This window comes from Massilia sp. GER05 (assembly GCF_052056005.1).
GTDB classification, from domain to species: Bacteria; Pseudomonadota; Gammaproteobacteria; order Burkholderiales; family Burkholderiaceae_D; genus Telluria; species Telluria orientalis.
On record NZ_CP178858.1, the window covers coordinates 6,038,007 to 6,057,317 of the forward strand.

Sequence of the window (19,311 nt, forward strand, 5' to 3'; positions counted from 1 at the left end):
CAGTTGCGTGATCAGCCTGGGTGCGAAGTACGATCTGCAGCACTATGGACCGCCTGCGGGCTACTACGGCTGGGGTCCGGGTTACTGGCGGGGTGGCTGGTGGGATCCGTATTGGTAACGCGCGGGGTGAGGCGCGGGGTAAAGCGCTGAACGACGCGGCGCGCAAACTCGGCTTTCGTCACCGCTTCACGACCTTCCAGCAGGCGCTCCAGCGACCGCTGGATGTGGCGGACCAGTTCCGGATAGCGCGCATCCGGCGGATGCAGGCTGAAACGCACGAGCGGCGAGCGCGCCAGCATGGCTGCCGTGGCGTCCGCGACGCGCGGCGAGAGGATGCGCCCACCGCGGTTGCGTGCCGCGTACACGAGCGACGGCGACAGGATCGCGTGCGTGCCGTGGCGGTTGTTTTGCGTGAATGGCGTAGACGTCGCGGGAGAGATGTCCGGGTTCGGTTCGTCTTCCAGCCGATCTTGCGGCCGATCTTGCGACTGATCTTGCGACTGATCTTGCGACTGATCTTGCGACTGATCTTGCGACTGATCTTGCGGCAGACCTTGCCGCAGACCTTGCGGCCAATCTTGCGGCAGCGCCGGATCGGCGCGGCCGGGCACATCGTGACGCCGGTCGGGGCCGGTCGCGCCCGTCCAGTTGCGCGCATCGAACTGCCTGTTGCCCGGGCCGCGGGCAGACTGGTTGCCTTCGCCGGCCTGGACAGTCCCGCTGCCATACTGGACGCTCGCGCCGCCGTATTGCACATTCTCGCCGCGGTAACCTGGCCGATCACCGGTGTCATGCAAAACCTGCTGACGCTGCGGCCGCGCGGCGGGGTGGCGCTCGCGGGCCGGCAGGCAATGAAAATGGCTGAACGTGGTCGTGTACGTGAACGGCGCGTCGCGCAGCGCCCGCCAGGCGCCCTCGCCCAGCAGCCAGGCCGGGGGCACGAAGCCGGTGGGCGTCCAGCCGCGCGCCGCGAACCAGTCGAGGCCCAGCTCCAGGCGCCGCCGCGCTTCCGCCTCCATGAGCGCCGCGAATTCTCCCTCGCGCCGCGTGTACACGTTGCGCAGGAAGCGCGCGCGCAGGCCGCCGGTGCCCGCCTCCGTGTCGAGATGGCTGTAGCCGTGCAGCGCCAGCTCGTCGCCGCGCTCCAGGGCCACGTTCAGGCAGGCTTCCATCGCGGGCGACTGCTCGGGGCGGAAATGGTAATGCGGGACGACGAGCCACGTCAGCGGGATGTCCGCCACGGCGCGCACCGCTTCCACGAGACGCAGGCAATCGCTCCACGTGGCCGGCGCCACGTCGTGGATCGAGACGCACAGCATGTGCTCGTCAGGGGACCAGTCAGTCTGTGACACGGATGCGCTCCCGTTCATGGATCAGGTCGATGGCGATGTCGGCGGCCGCGTGCGGATACCCGTGCAGCAGGCCTTCGTAGCGGCCGATCACCTGCGGCAGGATCTCGTTCCAGTCGTAGCGTTCGACGGCCCTGCGCCGTGCAGCCTGCCCCATGCGGACGAGGTCGCGCTGGTAGATGGCCTCGATCGCGCCGGCCAGGCTGTCGACGCGGTTCGGCTCGGCCAGGATGCCCGTCTCCGTGTCGACCAGCTCGGCCACGCCGCCCTTGTTCGTGGCGACGACGGGCAGGCCGCACGCCATCGCTTCCAGCACGATCAGGCCGAACGTCTCGCAATCGCCCGGGTGGACGAGCACGTCGCAGCTGGCCAGCAGGCGGGCAAGCTGGCGCTGGTCGCGCCGGAACGGGATGTGCGTGACGCGGTCGCAATACGGCAGCACGCCGCCGCCGCCCACGAGGACCAGGTGGTACGGGTCGCCCAGCTTGCGCACGGCTTCGATGAGGACGTGCAGCTTCTTTTCCGGCGTGAAGCGGCCCGCGTAGACGAGCAGGCGCGCGTCCGGCGCGAGTCCCAGGTGTTCGCGCAGGGTCCCGTCGCGGCGCTGCGGACGGAACACGCTGCTGTCGATCCCGAGCGGTTGGTGGACCGCGCCGGACACGCCGATCGCGTCCAGCTGCTGCACCATGACGCGGCTGGGTGCCAGCACGAGGTCGAACTGGCGGTACAGGTTGGCGAGGTAGCGGCAGGTGCCGCGCGCGATCCAGCGGCCGAAGCGCGGCTGCACGAGGCGCGGCAGGTCCGAGTGGTAGAAGGCGACGGCCGGGATGTCGTAGCGCCGGCGCATGCGCAGCGCGGCCCAGGCGCAGTGGCCGGCGTCGCCCGCTTCGACGACGTCGGGGTGGACCGATTCCAGCAGACGCAACGGCCCTTCGACGGACAGCGGCATGCGGAAGCCGTGGAAACCCGGCAGGCCGGCGGACGGTATCTTGACGAGCGCGGGCACCGTGTCGTCGCATGTCTCCACGTTGGAGCTCATGATCGTGTGCCGGACGCGGCTGCGCCGTGCCAGCCAGTGGGCCTTGGCATTCAGATAGGTGCTGACGCCGCCTCCTTCGGCCGCGTAGAACATCGTGATGTCGACGAGATGCATGCTTGGGGTCCGGTCAAAGTATCCCCACAATAGCAGCGTAGACGGTGCGCCGGGTTTGCGCACTGTCAAGCGAACACCGCCTGCTGCCGGGAGCCGTCCTGGCCGCGCAGGCGCCGTCCGGCGCCGCTACGATGCCGTCACTGTTGCGTGACGGTGCGAGGGCTCCCCGTTGTGGGGAGGCCCATTATGCACTGCGCCTGTCGAGCATGGCGCGCGCGATGGTGCCCGCGTCCACGTACTCGAGTTCGCCCCCGACGGGAACACCGCGTGCGAGGCGGCTGACCGTGAGTCCGCGCGCCTTCAGCATTTCGCTGATGTAATGGGCGGTCGCTTCGCCCTCGTTCGTGAAATTGGTGGCGAGTACGACTTCCTTCACGTCGCCATCGGCCGCGCGGCCGATCAATTTTTCCAGGTGCAGGTCCTTGGGACCGATGCCGTCCAGCGGCGACAGCCGGCCCATCAGCACGAAGTACAGGCCCTTGTACGTCAGGGTCTGCTCGATCATCATCTGGTCGGCCGGCGTCTCGACGATGCACAGGAGTGTCCGGTCGCGCTGCTCGTCGGCGCACAGGTCGCAGACCTCGGTCTCCGAGAACGTATTGCACAGCGCGCAGTGATGCACCGCGTCGACGGCCTGGTACAGCGCGCGCGACAGCATCGCGGCGCCTTCGCGGTCGTGCTGCAGCAGGTGGAAGGCCATGCGCTGCGCCGACTTCGGCCCGACGCCCGGCAGGCGGCGCAGTGCCTCGGTGAGGAAGTCGAGCGATTTGGACATAATTGACTCCTGGACCCCGGGGACGCCGAGCCTCCGCCGGTGCTTACTGTGCGCGCCAGGCGGACAGCGCCTCGGCGGTCATGGTGGGAACGAATTCGGTGACCGCATAGGTCGCGAGGCCCGCCTGCGCGAACGGATCGTCGCGCAGCGCGGCGTCGAGCGTGGCGCGGTCGGCCGCATGGGCGACGAGGATGCCGCCGTCGCGCGGCTCCTTGCGGCCCGCCATCAGGAGCAGCCCACGCGCGGTGTGCTCCTGCAGCCAGGCGCGGTGCGCCGGCAGGTAAGCGTCGATGCGCTCGAGCGGCGCCGTATAAGTGAGGGTAACAATAAACATCAGAACGGCATCTTGAAGCCCGGCGGCAGCGGCAGGCCGGCGGTCAGTCCGCTCATCTTTTCCTGGGCGGTGGTTTCGGCCTTGCGCACGGCGTCGTTGAACGCGGCGGCGACCAGGTCTTCCAGCATGTCGCGGTCGTCGCCCAGCAGCGACGGGTCGATCGACACGCGCTTGACGTCGTTCTTGCACGTCATGACGACCTTCACCAGGCCGGCGCCCGACTGCCCTTCGACTTCGATCTGGGCCAGCTGCTCCTGCGCCTTCTTCATGTTGTCCTGCATGGCCTGCGCCTGCTTCATCAGGCCTGCGAGCTGGTTTTTCATCATGATGTGTTCTCCAAAAAAGTCGGATGGGTAAATCGTTTATACAGTTTATACCGGCGCGGGCACGGGCCCGGCTCAGGACGCGGTCGGCCGCACGGAACCGGGCACGACGAACGCGTCGAACGTGCGCACCATGTCCTGCACGAACGGATCGGCATCGACGGCCGCTTCCGCTTCGCGCTGCAGCCGCTCGCGCCGCGCCTTGGCTTCGGCGCTGGCCGTGTACCAGGTCGGCGCGATCTCGGTCTCGACGTTCACGCGCACGGCCGGGAAGCGTTCCTGCAGCGCCGCGCACAGTTTTTCGCTGTTGCCGCTGGCGCGCAGCGTGTCGACGGGGACGCGCAGGCGGAACGTCGCGGCGGCACCATCCGCCACGCACTCGACCAGCTCGGTCTGGAAGGCGAGCTGCTGGGCCACGCCGCGCAGCGGCAGCGAAGCGGCCAGCGCGGGCCAGTTGCCGTCCCAGTCGATGGCCGGCACGGGCGTGATGACGTAGGCGTACGGCGGCGCGGACGGTGCCGCGACGCGGGCCGGGGTGGGCGGCGCCTGCACAGCCGGGGCGTCCATGGCCACGGCACTGTCGTCGGAAAACTCGGTGACCCAGGCCGGCGGTTCGTCGTCGGCGACGGCCTGCTCGTCGGCGTGCCCCTGGGCGGCCTGGCGCATCATCGCCGGCTGCGGCTGGGCGGCGGCCTGGGGCTGCGTGCGCGTGGCGGCAGCGGCGGCGCCGTTCGGCGCGCCCTGGTCCCACGGTGCCGGCGCGGCCGCGCGCGCGGGCGCGCTCGGGGCGGTCGCAGCCGGCGCGGCAGAAGGTGCGGCAGCGGGCGCCGGATCCGCGGCCGGTGCCGGACGGCGTGGCGCGCCACCCATGCGGGAACCAGCGCGCGCCGCTTCCAGCGCGGCATCGAGGGCTGCACGGGCCGACGTCATGGCGCGGCCGGCACCCTGTGCGGACGGCGCGGAAGCCGGTGCGGATGCGGGAGCCGCGGAAGCCGCCGGGCCGGCCGGACGCGCCGCGGCGGCCGGCGCCGTGGAGGCAGCAACAGTGGGACGCGCCGGTGCCGCCTGCGGCATCGTGCGCGCCAGCCCGGCCGGTGCCGGCGATGCGGCCTGCTCGGCCCCGCCCTGTCCGGGGCGGAACGCCAGCATGCGCAGCAGGGTCATCGTGAAGCCCGCGTACTCGTCCGGCGCGAGGCCGATCTCGTTGCGGCCGATCACGGCGATCTGGTAATACAGCTGCACTTCCTGCGGATCGAATTGCGTGGCGAGACGCTGGATGTCGGCCAGTTCCGGCAGGTCGTCCGGCAGCGCGGCCGGCACGGTCTGCGCCAGCGCGATCCGGTGCAGCAGGGTGCCCAGGTCCTGCAGCGCGCCGTTGTACGACAGGCTGCGGCTGGCCATCTCGTCGGCGACGGCCATCAGGTCGGCGCCATCCTGGTTCGCGAGCGCATCGAGCAGGCGGACCAGGTAGGACTGGTCGAGCGCGCCCAGCATGCCCTGCACGGCGTCGAGCGTGACGGCGCCGGCCGCATACGCGATGGCCTGGTCGGTCAGCGACAGCGCGTCGCGCATCGACCCGTGCGCGCCCTGCGCGAGCAGGCGCAGCGCGGGCTGTTCGAACGTCACGCCTTCCTGGCCGAGGATGTTTTCCAGGTGACCCACGATGTGGCCGGGCGGCATCTGCTTGAGGTTGAACTGCAGGCAGCGCGACAACACGGTCACGGGAATCTTTTGCGGGTCCGTCGTCGCGAGGATGAATTTCACGTGCTCGGGCGGTTCTTCCAGCGTCTTCAGCATCGCGTTGAAGGCGTGGTTCGTGAGCATGTGCACCTCGTCGATCATGTAGACCTTGAAGCGTGCATTGCTCGGCGCGTAGACCGCCTGCTCCAGCAGCTGGGCCATCTCGTCGACGCCGCGGTTCGACGCGGCGTCCATCTCGACGTAGTCGACGAAGCGGCCGGCGTCGATCGCGCGGCACGGTTCGCACTGGCCGCACGGCTCGGCCGTGATCGACCCGTTGCCATCCGGCCCGACGCAGTTGAGCGACTTGGCCAGGATGCGCGACAGCGTGGTCTTGCCCACCCCGCGCGTGCCGGTGAACAGATAGGCGTGGTGCAGCCGTCCGGTACGCAAGGCATGGGTCAGCGCACGGACGACGTGCTCCTGGCCAACCAGCGTTTCAAAGTTCCGGGGACGGTATTTGCGGGCGAGGACTTGATAGGACATACCGGGATTTTACCGTAGACCGGGCGAGGCGCGGCAACATTAGACGCTCATCGGGACTTCCCCTGCACTGATATTTTTCTTTCAACAAGGTACTCTCGCCGCCCGATGCCGGCGACGACAAGCGCCATGCCAGGCTCAAGCTCGACGAGCACATGCTGAAGGAAAATCCGCTGGTGGAGGTGTCGATGCGCCCGCTGGAAGCGGAGATCGATGAACAAGGAAGGTAGTAGGCGAGCCTGATCTGCGGCACTTGCGGTGAACGGCTTTGGCTGCTTCGTTCCCGACCTGACCAGGTAAACCATGCCACAATGCGCAGGGGCCCGCCAGCTCGCATTATAACCGGTTACGGGCATACCGGCAAACCACCGCCGGGATGCGCCGCGCATACCTATATAGAGTGCCCCGCATCAAGCGGACGTCACAGCCCCAGCTGCTGCCAGATCCCGTCCACGCGCGCCTTGACTTCCGGCGTCATGACGATGGGTGTGCCCCACTCCCGGTTCGTTTCGCCCGGCCATTTATTAGTGGCATCGATACCCATCTTGCTGCCCAGGCCGCTGATCGGCGACGCGAAGTCGAGGTAGTCGATCGGCGTATTGTCGACCAGGACCGTGTCGCGGGTCGGGTCCACGCGGGTCGTGATGGCCCAGATCACTTCCTTCCAGTCGCGCACGTCGACGTCTTCGTCCACGACGACGATGAACTTGGTATACATGAACTGGCGCAGGAAGCTCCACACGCCGAACATCACGCGCTTGGCGTGGCCGGCGTACTGCTTCTTCATCTGCACGACGGCCATGCGGTAGCTGCAGCCTTCCGGCGGCAGGTAGAAATCCGTGATCTCGGTGAACTGTTTTTGCAGCAGCGGAACGAACACTTCGTTCAGCGCCACGCCAAGCACGGCCGGCTCGTCGGGTGGTTTGCCCGTGTAGGTCGAGTGATAGATGGGGTCGCGGCGCATCGTGATGCGGTCGATCGTGAACACCGGGAACCAGTCCTGCTCATTGTAATAGCCGGTGTGGTCACCGTACGGGCCTTCCAGCGCATGCTCGAAGCCGGACGGGTGGGTCTCGTCCGGATAGATATGGCCTTCCAGCACGATCTCGGCCGACGCCGGCACGCGCAACTCGCTGCCGATCGCCTTCGTCAGGACGGTGCGCTGGCCGCGCAGCAGGCCGGCGAACTGGTATTCGGACAGCGTGTCCGGCACGGGCGTCACCGCGCCCAGGATCGTGGCCGGGTCGGCGCCCAGCGCCACCGCCACCGGATACGGCTTGCCGGGATTGGCGATGCAGTGTTCGCGGAAGTCGAGCGCGCCGCCGCGATGCGCGAGCCAGCGCATGATGACCTTGTTCGGCCCCAGCACCTGCTGGCGGTAGATGCCCAGGTTCTGGCGCTTCTTGTTCGGTCCTTTGGTGATCACGAGGCCCCAGGTAATCAGGGGCGCGACGTCGCCCGGCCAGCAATGCTGGATCGGCAGGCGGGCCAGGTCGACGTCGGCGCCTTCCCAGACGATTTCCTGGCACGGCGCGCCCTTTACTTCCTTGGGCGCCATGTCCCATACGGCCTTGACGAGCGAACCCAGGTCCATGATGTCCCGAAAACCCTTGGGCGGCTCGGGCTCCTTCAGGCGCGCCAGCACGTGGCCGATCTTGCGCAGCTCGCCGACGTCGTCGGCGCCCATGCCCAGCGCCACCCGCTGCGGCGTGCCAAACAGGTTGGCCAGCACGGGGATCGGATAGCGCTTGCCGGCGGCATCGACCGGGTTCTCGAACAGCAGCGCCGGCCCGCCGGCACGCAACGTCCGGTCGCACACCTCCGTCATTTCAAGATTCGGTGAAATAGGCGCGGATACGCGCTTGAAGTCGCCGTTTTCTTGCAACTTAGCAATAAAATCCCGCAGATCAGAGTAGTTCATTGAATTTTTAATTCTTTTTTACATCTTTTGATGAGTGCTAACAATCGCCGGCAAGTGGTTGATTTGCCAAAGAATTGATGAGCGCCTGTACGTTCTTTAGATCTAAAAGTAATAGAACGCGTGAGTGCTAGTATTGACTTGATATAAACGAGCTTCTACAATCCGCCGTATCAAGTGAGGCAGGCCCGTCCAAGACGTGATTCTAGCCGGTCTCATTCTTTCACGGGGTCGGGGCCCCAGCGACATTTTAGGAGTGTTTTCACTGGGCGTTTGCCCAACCAACCCCGAGACAGTTGTTAGCTACTGGGCGCCTCCACTGCAGCGCGGCCCAGCTGAAGCAAGCAATGACGGCGTTCCTCGACCGCTACAGGCGGCGACGGACGGTTTTCTGATGCACGGCATGAGTTCGTTCGAACGCTGCGCTTCCAGCGCTGCGACGGGATGACTTTTTCCGCGACAAAGGAGAGACGATGATCCATCGCTTCATCGGCACGAGCGCAAGGCTCGTCCAACAGATGGCCAGCCAGCCAGTCACGTGGTCTTCCGTGATCAAAGCGGCACGTGGTGTTTTGACCACCGCACAACATACCTTGACCGTTTTCGGTCTTTCCGCAGTAGCAATGATTGCCCTGCTGTACAGCCGCCCCGATTTCGCAAAACGGGTGTCGGATTTCCTGAGCCCGCAACACGCCATGCCGGCGCAGGTTGCCACCGCCAATCCCGCGGTCCAACTCGTCGCGGCGCGCGGCGCGGACGCCGTCGAGATCGCGAACGACGACAAGGCGGCGAACCGCCCCACCCGTCAGCAGAAGTACGTGACGGACTGGCTGTCGCGCCGCTACCGCGTGGCCGGCGACGCCGCCAACATGCTCGTCACGACCGCGTACAGCACGGCGCACGAGATCAAGCTGGATCCCCTGCTGATCCTGGCCGTGATGGCCATCGAATCGGGCCTGAATCCGTTCGCGGAAAGCCCGATGGGCGCGCAGGGCCTGATGCAGGTGATGTCCAAGGTTCACAGCGACAAGTTCGAGGAAGTCGGCGGCTCGCAGGCTGCCCTGAATCCGGTTGCCAACATCCGTGTCGGCGCCCTGATCCTGAAGGATTACGTGAAGCGCACGGGCTCCGTCGAAGGCGCCCTCAAGAGCTACGTCGGCGCCGCGGCAGCCGACGACGACTCCGGCTACGGCTCCAAGGTCCTGACCGAATACAAGCGCCTGAAACAGGTCGCGAGCGGCAAGAACGTCCCGATCTACTTCCCGCCGGCATCGGCTGCGGCCCCGAGCACGACCCTGGCCCAGAAAGCGGCCAGCGCGCCGGCCAAGCCGGACACCGCGGCGCCGGATACGGCCCACGGCAGCACCCAGACCGGCGAGACCGTCGCCGGACTCTGAGCCTCACCCTTACACTCCTTTCCTGGTCGAAAGCCACCGTCGGCGCAAGCTACGGTGGCTTTCATTTATGGATTACCAGTCAATCGAGTCGACATGGACGGTGCCCGTCCACGCGCCCCCCGTCGTCAGGTTCAGCCCAAGGCGCTGCAGCGGCGTGACCGACGTCGCCGGCACCGTGAGCGTAAACGTATTCCAGGTGCCCGGCGTGAACGTCGTCGACGGATTCGAGAACCAGCCCCAGTTGTAGTCCATCAGATAGGGCTCGACCTTCGTGATCCGGCTGCCGGCCGGGATGAAGACGTGGAAGGTGATCGTCGCGCCGGGCGGCACGATCACGCCGCTCTGCTCCAGCGACGCCGACCCCGCCGCCGTGCCCGCGACGTTCACGGCGAGCGACCGCTGGCCCGCATAGTGCCGGGCGGTCGACGTCGCGATGCCGCTGATCAGCGCACCGCTGGGCGTCCACAACTGGGTGTCGGTCTCGAAATGGAACTTCGTCGGGTCGGGGTTGGTGCCGGGCGTACGCGCGCTCGCTTCGGTCGAGAACCCGGATGCGCCCGCGCCGTTCACCGCCACCACGCGGTAATAATACGTCGTGCCGGGATTCAGGCCCGTGTCCGTGAACGTCGTGCCGGTGAGGCCGGTGACGGAAGGCGTCGCCGGTTCGCTGCCGGAGTTCGCCGTCCGATAGAGCTGGTAACCGGTGGCGCCGCGCACGGCATTCCACTGCACGGTCACCTGGCCGGCGGCGGCCGTGGCGACCACACCCGCGACCGCGTACGGTGCGCCGTTCGGCGGCGGCGGAACGGCGCCGTCGGTCAGCGCGGTGACCAGGGCCGGATCGGTGATGGCGCCCGTGTCATACATGAACGGGGCGTTCGGCGTGCTCCAGTAGAACGGGCTCAGACCGTGGGCGCGGGCGGATTCGCCTACATACTTGTTCCAGTAGAGATGGGACGCATTGTTCCAGAGCTGTTCGTCGCCCGTCAGGCCCGGGGTGGCGGCCGCATGGAACTCGCCTATCATCACGGGTACGCCCTTGCTGGCGAACTGGTCCTTCAACTGCTGCATGCCGGCGTCGATATTGCCTTCCTCGCCCCAGGTGGCGTTGCGCGTCGGATCGCCTGCATAGTGGTAGGACTGGCCCCAGAAATAGATGGCTTTGCCCCACGACTGGTCGCCATGGATGATCGTGAACAGCGACGGCGTGTAGTTGTGGTATTCGACCATCAGCCGGCCGGGAGTCGAATCGGACGGCAAGTTGGTGAACCACGACGGGTCGCCCTGGCCCTGCAGCACGAGCCAGCGGCTGGTGTTCTTGCCGCCGGCGCCGCGCACCGCATCGACGAAGGTCTGGTAGTACTTCGCCACCGTCGCCATGTGCGCGGGCTTGTACACGTTCGGCTCGTTGGCGGCCGCGAACAGCAGGTGGTTGTCGTACCCCGCGAAGGCGGTCGCGATCTGCGTCCACAGGTTGCGCATCTGCGCGTCGACGGCCGGATCGACCGTGTCGCCGATATGGTTCTCGAACCACCCGCCGTCCCAGTGATCATTGATGACCACATACATGCCGGCCGCGATGCTGTAGTCGACGGCCTGCTTGACCTTGGCCATGTAGGCGGGATCGATCTTGCCGGTGGCATCGGAATTCGTCACCCACGCGCACGGGATGCGCACGGCGTTGAAGCCGGCGTTGGCGGCGGCGGTGTACACGGCCTGGCTCGGGAATGCATAACCCCACATGGCTTCGAGCGAATTCCCGAGGTTGAAGCCGCGGGTAGGCATCGGCAGCGCCGTCGTGATCGGCGGCGGGGTCGTCGCCTGCACGTACACCGCGCCCGTGTAGAGCACCGTATCGCTGGACTTGTCCCGGACCGAGATCGTCTTCATGCCGTCCGCGACACCCGGCGTGCAGCGGAAGCGGACTTCGGTGGGCGTGACCGACAGCTTCGCCGGATGGGCGCAATCGGTGACGTCGAGCGCCAGCGCGGCGGGCAGGTTGGTGCCCAGTATCTGGAAATAAGCCGTCTGCCCCACGTGCAGCGTCGACAGCGTCGTGAAGCTTGGGTCGGTCGAGTTGACGGTGCCGACGGTGCCGGTCGCGCGCTTGCCGGCCTGGTCCTGGGACATGTGCGCGCCGCCGCCGGCGCTGACGGCCATGCTGGTGTCCCTGCCACTGCCGCCGCAGCCCGCCAGCAGGATGGCACCCGCCATCGCTGCAAGAACGAAATGTGTTTTCATGGTCTCCACTTCAATGTTGTTGGGTGAGTGGTCATCATTCGCAGTCGCGGCCATGAACTCAATTTCGTTTTCCCGTAAGGTCCCACGTAAAACCAGTGGACATAAAAAAACCGCCCCGGTCTCCCGGGGCGGCTTTCTCACTACTATATATAGTGGGTAACGGATCAGCGTCGCGAATCCGCCGCCACCTCGTCCGGACGCAGCTCGCCGGCCAGGCGGTCGAGCACGCCGTTCACGTACTTGTGGCCATCGATACCGCCGAACGACTTGGCCAGTTCCACGGCTTCGTTGATCACGACGCGGTACGGGATCTCGATCTGGTTCTTCAGCTCGTACGCGCCGAGCAGCAGCACGGCGTGCTCGATCGGCGACACTTCCGCGATCGGGCGGTCGACGGTGGGTGCGATCACCTCGCGCAGCTCGACCGACTGTGCGATCGCGCCGTTCAGCAGTTCCGTGAAGTACTCGCCGTCGGCCTTGTCGAAGCCGTGCGCGGTGCGGATGTTGGTGACGACCGTGGAGGCCGGCTCATTGTTCAGCAGCCATTGATACAGCCCCTGCAGTGCGAACTCGCGCGCGCGGTGGCGCGGCGTGCGGTTCTTGATGGGATTGGCGTGCGATGTCTTGTCAGTCATGGTTGTACTCGATTTACTCTTCTTCGGCCTGCAGTTCTTCGAGGCCCAGCAGCAGGTTGGCCATCTCGACCGCGACGCGTGCCGCGTCGGTGCCCTTCTCGGCCATGCGGGCTTCCGCCTGCTCGTCGTTTTCCGTCGTCAACACGGCGTTGGCGATCGGCATGCCGTAATCCAGGCCGATGCGGGTGATGCCGGCGCCCGACTCGTTCGACACGAGCTCGAAATGGTAGGTTTCACCGCGGATGACGGCGCCCAGCGCGATCAGCGCGTCGAATTGCTGCGTCTCGGCCATCTTTTGCAGGGCCAGCGGGATTTCCAGCGCGCCCGGGACGGTCACGTGCAGGATGTCCTCGTCGGCCACGCCCAGGTGCTTCAGTTCTGCCAGGCATGCCGACAGCAGGCCATGGCCGACATCGGCATTGAAACGTGCCTGCACGATACCGATGCGCAGGCCTTCACCTGTCAGATTGCTTTCAAAAGTTCCTACCGTCATGGCTATGCCTCTTGTTCTTTCGTTGATGAATAGTTCAATGGTACCGCGTTATGCAGACGCATTACGAGCTCACCTCGCATCCGGGCTTGGCCAGGTAGCCGGTGACTTCAAGGTCGAAACCGGCCATCGACGGCATCTTGCGCGGGTTGGCCAGCAGCTTCATCTTGCGCACACCGAGCTGGCGCAGGATCTGCGCGCCGATACCGTAGGTGCGCAGGTCCAGGTTGGCCGCGCGGCCGACCGGGCGCGTCGGCTTGTCCTGGAACTGGGCGAACAGTTCGTCGGCCGTCTCGGCGCAGTCGAGCAGGACGATGACGCCCGCCTCCGCCCGCTGCACGGCCTGCATCGCGGCCGCGAGATTCCACGAGTGCGACGTCGAGGCGCTGTCCAGCAGGTCGAGGATCGACACCGGCTGGTGCACGCGCACGAGCGTCTCGCGGTCTTCCTGCGGATTGCCGTGGACGAGCGCCAGGTGCGCCGAGCCGCTCGGCTTGTCGCGGAAGGCGACCAGCTTGAACTCGCCGTGCACGGTGGCCAGCGAACGCTCCGCCACGCGCTCGACGAGGGTCTCGTTCTGGCTGCGGTAATGGATCAGGTCGGCGATGGTGCCGATCTTGAGGTTGTGCTCCTGCGCGAATTCCAGCAGGTCCGGCAGGCGCGCCATCGTGCCGTCTTCCTTGATGATCTCGCAGATCACGGACGCCGGGGTCAGGCCCGCCATTTCCGTGAGGTCGCAGCCCGCTTCCGTATGGCCGGCGCGCATCAGCACGCCGCCCTTGACGGCACGCAACGGGAAGATGTGGCCCGGCTGGACGAGGTCTTCCGGCTTCGCGTCCTTCGCCACCGCCACCTGGATGGTGCGGGCGCGGTCGGCCGCCGAGATGCCCGTCGTGACGCCTTCCGCCGCCTCGATCGAGACGGTGAAGTTGGTGCCGAAGGACGTGCCGTTACGGGTCGTCATCATCGGCAGTTCGAGGCGGTCGCAGATCTCCTCGGACAGGGTCAGGCAGACGAGGCCGCGCGCGTGGCGGATCATGAAATTGATCGCCTCGGGCGTGACGTGTTCGGCGGCGAGCACCAGGTCGCCTTCGTTCTCGCGGTCTTCCTCGTCGACCAAAATGACCATGCGCCCGGCGCGCAGTTCGTCAACGATTTCCTGGGTGGTGGAGATGGGCATGTGGATTCCTCGAGAGTACGGACCGGCTGGTGCGGAAATCCGCTATTTTAAAGGATTTGCCAGTCCTCGGCCGTATCCCCGTCGGGGGGCCGCGCACTCTAGAGTCCCGCTACCACTGCCGCGGCATTGTTTCGTTGCATAATGACAACGACCCGCTTTGTTCGGCCTGCATTACATCATGCTCATTTACAAGTGTGGCCCAAGTCGGGCAAGGTAGAATGATTTTTTTCCGTGCCGAGGACGTCGTCGCATGCTCATCCGTATCGCCCGCATCACTTTTCTCGTCGCCGCCCTGCTCGTGCAGGGCGTGGCGCCGGGCGCGTCCCTCAAGCTCGACGATCCGCTGCCGGTCGGGGCCCAGGTCAAGGTCGGCAAGCTCGACAATGGCCTGACCTACTACATCCAGCGCAACCGCATGCCAGAGCACAAGCTGGAACTGCGCCTCGTCGTCAAGGCCGGCTCGATCCTCGAGGACGAGGACCAGCAGGGCCTGGCCCACTTCACCGAGCACATGGCCTTCAACGGCTCGCGCCATTTCAAGAAGCACGAGCTCGTCTCTTACCTGCAGTCGATCGGCGTGAAGTTCGGCGCCGACCTGAACGCCTACACGTCGTTCGACGAAACCGTCTACATCCTGCCCGTGCCGTCCGACCGCAACGACGAACTCGACAAGGCCTTCCTCGTGCTGGAAGACTGGGCCCACGGCCTCACGCTGACGGACGCCGACATCGACAAGGAACGCGACATCGTCCTCGAGGAAGCCCGCCTCGGCAAGGGCGCCGGCGACCGCATGCAGAAAGTGCTGATGCCGAAGATCTACAACGGCTCGCGCTATGCCGACCGCCTGCCGATCGGCCAGGAAGACGTCATCCGCACCTTCAAGCCGGACACGCTGCGCCGCTTCTACAAGGACTGGTACCGCCCGGACCTGATGGCGGTCGTCGCCGTGGGCGACATCGATCCCGCCCAGGCCGAGAAATTGATCCGCCGTCATTTCGCCGGCCTGAAGAACCCCGTCCACGCGCGTCCGCGCGACTACGCGAAGATCCCGGCACGCACGGACAACGAGGCACTCGTCGTCACCGACAAGGAAGCGGGCCCGGCATCGATCCTGATCCGCTACCCGCTGCAGCCGTTCCACGAGCGCGCCACCCTGCGCGGCTACCGCGAGCAACTGGTCGAAGCGCTGTTCGCGGGCATGCTGAACCAGCGCTTGCAGGAACTGTCGGCGCTGCCCTCCCCGCCGTTCATCGGCGCCAGCAGCGCCCTGTCGCGCCTGACGCCGCGCTACCGGTCGTACAACGCGATGGCCGCGCTGGGCATGAACGGCGCCACCGTCGCCATCGACGCGCTCGTGCAGGAAAACGAGCGGGCCCGCCGCTTCGGCTTCACGACGGCCGAACTCGAGCGCATGAAGAAAACGATGATGCGCACCTACGAGCGCGCCTGGAACGAGCGCGACAAGACGGATTCCGCCGTCCACGCGGCCGAACTGATGCGCAACTTCCTCGAAGGCGAATCGATTCCCGGCATCGATGCGGAGTACCGCTACGTGAAGGAACTGGCGCCCGGGATCACGCTCGCGGAGATCAATGCCTATGCCGCCAGGACCATCCCGGCCGACTCCGGCAAGCTCGTGATCTACACGGGCTCGACCAAGACGGAAGGCGACGCCCCGATTCCCACCGGCGAGCAATTGCTGGCGGCCGTCACCAACGCCGAGAAGCGCGACGTGAAGGCGCACGACGAAAAGGCCGTGGCCGCGCACCTGATGGACCAGCCGCCCGCGCCCGGCAAGATCGTCGACGAAAGCCGGGATGCGAGCCTTGGCCTCACCCGGTTGACGCTGTCGAACGGCGTCAAGGTGATCCTCAAGCCGACGACGTTCCGCAACGACCAGGTCCTGATGAGCGCCGCGCGCTTCGGCGGCCAGAGCCTGTTCGACGACAAGGACATGTTCAACGCCCGCTACGCCGACACGATCGTCGCCGCGATGGGCCTGAAGGATTTCTCGCCGCTCGACATGCGCAAGATCCTGGCCGGCAAGGCCGCCTCCGTGAGCGCGGGCCTGGGCAACAACACGGATGTCGTCGCGGGCACGGCGGGCGCCACCGACGTCGAGACGATGCTGCAGATGGTGTGGCTGAAATTCGCCGGCGTGCGCCGCGACGAAGACCTGTACAAATCCTTCATCGGCAAGCAGATGGAACTGGCGCGCAACCGCCTGTCGCAGCCGGGCGCCCTGTTCGGCGACACCGTGCTGGCCACGCTGTACGACAATAACCCGCGTGCGCCGCGCGCGCTGCGCCCCGAGGACATCAACAAGATCGACCTCGACCGCGCGATCGCCATCTACCGCCAGCGCTTTTCCAGTGCCAAGGACCTGACGTTCATCTTCGTGGGCAGTTTCGACGTCGCCGCCATCAAGCCGCTGATCGCGACTTACCTCGGCAGCCTGCCCACGCCGGACATCCCGACCGCCTACCGCGACCTCGGCATCCGTCCCGTGACGGGCGTCGTCAAGCGCGAGATCAAGAGCGGCTCGGAAGACCGCAGCAACGTGTCGCTGACGTTCACTGGCCCCAGCGAGGTCACGGAACTGGAAGAACTGCGCCTGTCCGCGCTGGCGGAAGTAATGAACATCCGCATCATCGATATCCTGCGCGAAAAGTTGGGCCTCATCTACGGCGGCGGCATGGAAGCGTCGATGACGCGCATCCCGTACAGCCACTACACGATCGGCGTCCAGTTGCCGACGGGCCCGGACAACGTCGACAAGGTGCTGGCGGCGACGTTCGCGGAGATCGACCGCATGCGCAAGGAAGGCCCCACGCAGGAAGACCTGGACAAGGTCAAGACGAACTGGCAGCAGACCTACCGCAAGTCGCTGCAGGAAAACGCGTACTGGCTGGCCGCCCTGCAAACCTCGCTGACGGAAGGGACCGATCCGGGCACCATCCTCACGTTCGACAAGGACATCCAGAACCTCACCGTGGACGACGTCAAGCGGGCCGCGCAGCGCTACCTGAACACGGAGAATTATGTGCAGGTGGTGCTGAATCCCGAGGCCAGTGCCGCCGCGGCCCAGGCCAGGAACGACACGGAGAAGAAGCCGGACAAATCGTAGGGTGGGCGGTCTCCGCCCACGCGAAAGTCAGCGTGACGCGGACGATCGCGTGGGCACGGGGTGCCCGCCCAACGCGTTCATTCAAGGTATTTATTGAACCACGCGATCTCGCGTGGGCACGGGGTGCCCACCCAACGCGTTCATTCAAGGTACTTGTTGAACCACGCGACCTCGCGCGCCCGCAGGTCGCGCTGGTTCTCCGGCCTGCGGAACGCGTGTCCCTCGCCGTCATACACGAGCAAGGTGGTCGGCACGCCCATCGCCTTCAGGCCGTGCCAGAACTCGAACGATTGCGCCGGCGGGCACTCGACGTCGCGCTCGCCCACGTAGATGAAGGTCGGCGTGCGCGCCGCCTTGATCGATGCGATCGGCGACGCGGCGCGGTAGACGGCGGGATCGTCGTACATCGTCGCGCCGAAGTACGGCACCATCCACTGGTCGATGCCGTTCTGGCCATAGTAACTGATCCAGTTGGCGATGCCGGCGCCGGCCACGGCGGCCTTGAAGCGCTGGTTGTGCGTGACGCCCCACATCGTCATGAAGCCGCCGTAGGAATGCCCCATCAGGCCGAGGCGGTTGCCGTCGATGGGCGCGCGGGCGATGACCGCGTCGACGCCGGCCAGGATGTCGCGCCAGTCGCCGCCGCCGAAGTCGCGCCGGTTCGCGCGCGTAAACGCCGCGCCCTGGCCATAGCTGCCGCGCGGGTTCGGCATGAAGACGAAATACCCTTCCTTCACGAGGTCGCGCACGAGCGGGTTGCCGTTGTCGCCGGCCGCCACGTAGCGCGGCGACGCGGCCGCCGCCGGGCCGCCATGCACCTGCACGATCATCGGGTAGGTGCGGCCCGCCTCGACGCTGCGCGGCCCCAACAGCCAGCCCTGCACGTCGAACCCGTCGTTGGTCCAGCCGATACTGCGCGCGGCGACCTGCGGCAGGAACCCGTCGTTGTCGCGGGTGATGGGCACCAGTTCCGGCAGGCGTCCGGCGACGATGCGCGGCGCGTGCTCGAAGTCTTCCGTCACCGACGCGGCCACGCGGCCGTCCGCGCTGAACACGACCCGCCCGTCGCGTCCCGCCGAGAGGCCCACGGGGGCCTGCCACAGCATGCGCGCGCTCCGCGCCGCGGGATCGATCGCGGCGATGCCGGCGTCGCTGCCGCCCAGCACGGACGCGAGCAACTCCTTGCCGCGCCACGTGATGCCGTTGAACGTGCCCTTGTAGTCCGGCGTGACGTCGACCGGTTCGCCGCCTTCCAGCGGCACGGTGTACACGTCGCCGCCGACGGAACCGAAGTCGCTCATCAGGCCGCCGATGAAGGCGACCGTGCGCCCGTCCGGCGACACGTGCGGCATGTTCATCTGCATGTGCGGCGCGGCGATGACGCGCAGGCGGCCGCTCGCCGCGTCGACGTGGCCAAGCGTCGCGATCCACCAGTTATTGTCGCCGTTCCCCTGCGCGCTCGTGACGACGAAGCCCTTGCCGTCCGGCGTCCAGTCGTATTCGTAGACGAACGTGTCGGCTGGCGACACGAGACGGTAGTCGCCACCCGCCGCCGGCACGATGGCGATGCGCTGCTCGTCCTCGTCCTGCGCGAGGCCGATCTCGCCGACCTGGCGCGCGCCCGCCTCGACGGCGCCCGTCAGCTTTTTCGCGCCGACCGTCGCGAGGAAGGCGACCTGGCGGCCGTCCGGCGACCAGCGCACCGTGCCGGCGACGCCCCGGATCGTGGCCAGCGGCGTCACGCGCCCGTCGCGCACCAGCACGACGGCGGCGGTACCGGCCCTCGGGTCGGCGACGACGGCGGCCAGTGTCTTCTGGTCCGGTGACCACGCGAGGGACTCCAGGCGGCATGGCGCGCAATCGGCCTTCTGCCACGTCGATGCGATGCGGCCGGTGGCCGTGTCGCGCACGACGATCCGCGGCCCCATTCTCGCTTCCCCTTCCACCGCCTCCACCGCCGCGATGCGCTCGCCGCCTGCCGTCATCGCGAGCGTGCGGTAGGTGCGCATGCCGGCCGGATCGGCATGTGCCAACGCGGCCGCCGCCAGCAGCACGGTCAATGCCGCGCCGCGCGCGACGGTCTTGCCATCGAGGGAAAGGTGCCGGGTCATGTCTCGTCCTTGTTATCGTTGTGATGCCAACGTAAAGACGGACAGGCCGGCTACG

14 protein-coding genes and 1 other RNA gene are annotated in these 19,311 nt (G+C 66.7%); 2 read left to right on the forward strand and 13 right to left on the reverse strand.

Features of this window, described 5'->3' with window-relative positions; translation table 11 throughout:
- Positions 1–11: 11 nt before the first annotated feature.
- From ACL58G_RS26720 to ubiD, 8 genes are all read right to left on the reverse strand, one after another.
- Positions 12–1,352: a DUF2334 domain-containing protein gene (locus tag ACL58G_RS26720; RefSeq protein ID WP_440963723.1), complete on the reverse strand. Its 1,341-nt coding sequence runs from the start codon at positions 1,350–1,352 to the stop codon at positions 12–14.
- Positions 1,339–2,502, reverse strand: a complete 1,164-nt coding sequence (locus ACL58G_RS26725) for a glycosyltransferase (protein ID WP_440963724.1) — start codon at positions 2,500–2,502, stop codon at positions 1,339–1,341. The genes ACL58G_RS26720 and ACL58G_RS26725 overlap by 14 nt, the downstream gene beginning before the upstream one ends.
- A gap of 184 nt (positions 2,503–2,686) precedes the next feature.
- Entirely contained in the window at positions 2,687–3,277 is a 591-nt protein-coding gene (recR, locus tag ACL58G_RS26730) for a recombination mediator RecR (RefSeq protein WP_413344738.1), read from the reverse strand.
- Between the two features lie 43 nt (positions 3,278–3,320).
- Positions 3,321–3,611 (reverse strand): YciI family protein, encoded by a 291-nt coding sequence (locus tag ACL58G_RS26735; protein ID WP_413387498.1) that lies wholly within the window; start codon positions 3,609–3,611, stop codon positions 3,321–3,323.
- A complete protein-coding gene (locus ACL58G_RS26740) occupies positions 3,611–3,937 on the reverse strand; it encodes a YbaB/EbfC family nucleoid-associated protein (RefSeq protein ID WP_413344741.1) in 327 nt (108 codons plus the stop codon). Before ACL58G_RS26740 ends, ACL58G_RS26735 begins: the two co-directional genes overlap by 1 nt.
- A gap of 72 nt (positions 3,938–4,009) precedes the next feature.
- Positions 4,010–6,160 (reverse strand): DNA polymerase III subunit gamma/tau, encoded by a 2,151-nt coding sequence (locus ACL58G_RS26745; RefSeq protein ID WP_440963725.1) that lies wholly within the window; start codon positions 6,158–6,160, stop codon positions 4,010–4,012.
- Positions 6,161–6,386: 226 nt separating this feature from the next.
- Positions 6,387–6,485, reverse strand: an RNA gene (ffs, locus tag ACL58G_RS26750) — signal recognition particle sRNA small type.
- A 93-nt stretch (positions 6,486–6,578) separates the two neighbouring features.
- A complete protein-coding gene (ubiD, locus tag ACL58G_RS26755; RefSeq protein ID WP_413387496.1) occupies positions 6,579–8,078 on the reverse strand; it encodes a 4-hydroxy-3-polyprenylbenzoate decarboxylase in 1,500 nt (499 codons plus the stop codon).
- A gap of 620 nt (positions 8,079–8,698) precedes the next feature.
- Here ubiD and ACL58G_RS26760 point away from each other — a divergent pair.
- Positions 8,699–9,472, forward strand: coding sequence for a transglycosylase SLT domain-containing protein (locus ACL58G_RS26760; RefSeq protein WP_413387495.1), 774 nt, complete (start codon positions 8,699–8,701; stop codon positions 9,470–9,472).
- 72 nt (positions 9,473–9,544) lie between these two features.
- On the opposite strand, the gene ACL58G_RS26765 is transcribed toward ACL58G_RS26760, so the two are convergent.
- The 4 genes from ACL58G_RS26765 to ribBA all read right to left on the reverse strand — a co-directional run bounded on the left by ACL58G_RS26765 (position 9,545) and on the right by ribBA (position 14,018).
- Complete coding sequence (locus tag ACL58G_RS26765) at positions 9,545–11,713, reverse strand: cellulase family glycosylhydrolase (protein WP_440963726.1); 2,169 nt, start codon at positions 11,711–11,713, stop codon at positions 9,545–9,547.
- A 164-nt stretch (positions 11,714–11,877) separates the two neighbouring features.
- Positions 11,878–12,348: a transcription antitermination factor NusB gene (nusB, locus tag ACL58G_RS26770; RefSeq protein ID WP_413339119.1), complete on the reverse strand. Its 471-nt coding sequence runs from the start codon at positions 12,346–12,348 to the stop codon at positions 11,878–11,880.
- Between the two features lie 13 nt (positions 12,349–12,361).
- On the reverse strand, positions 12,362–12,841 hold the full coding sequence (gene ribH / locus ACL58G_RS26775) for a 6,7-dimethyl-8-ribityllumazine synthase (protein ID WP_413387493.1): 480 nt from the start codon (positions 12,839–12,841) through the stop codon (positions 12,362–12,364).
- Between the two features lie 61 nt (positions 12,842–12,902).
- Positions 12,903–14,018, reverse strand: a complete 1,116-nt coding sequence (gene ribBA / locus ACL58G_RS26780) for a bifunctional 3,4-dihydroxy-2-butanone-4-phosphate synthase/GTP cyclohydrolase II (protein ID WP_413339117.1) — start codon at positions 14,016–14,018, stop codon at positions 12,903–12,905.
- A gap of 250 nt (positions 14,019–14,268) precedes the next feature.
- Here ribBA and ACL58G_RS26785 point away from each other — a divergent pair, with 250 nt between their 5' ends.
- A complete protein-coding gene (locus ACL58G_RS26785; RefSeq protein WP_413387492.1) occupies positions 14,269–17,145 on the forward strand; it encodes a M16 family metallopeptidase in 2,877 nt (958 codons plus the stop codon).
- A gap of 140 nt (positions 17,146–17,285) precedes the next feature.
- Here ACL58G_RS26785 and ACL58G_RS26790 read toward each other — a convergent pair whose 3' ends face one another.
- A complete protein-coding gene (locus tag ACL58G_RS26790) occupies positions 17,286–19,256 on the reverse strand; it encodes a prolyl oligopeptidase family serine peptidase (protein ID WP_440963727.1) in 1,971 nt (656 codons plus the stop codon).
- Positions 19,257–19,311: the final 55 nt, after the last annotated feature.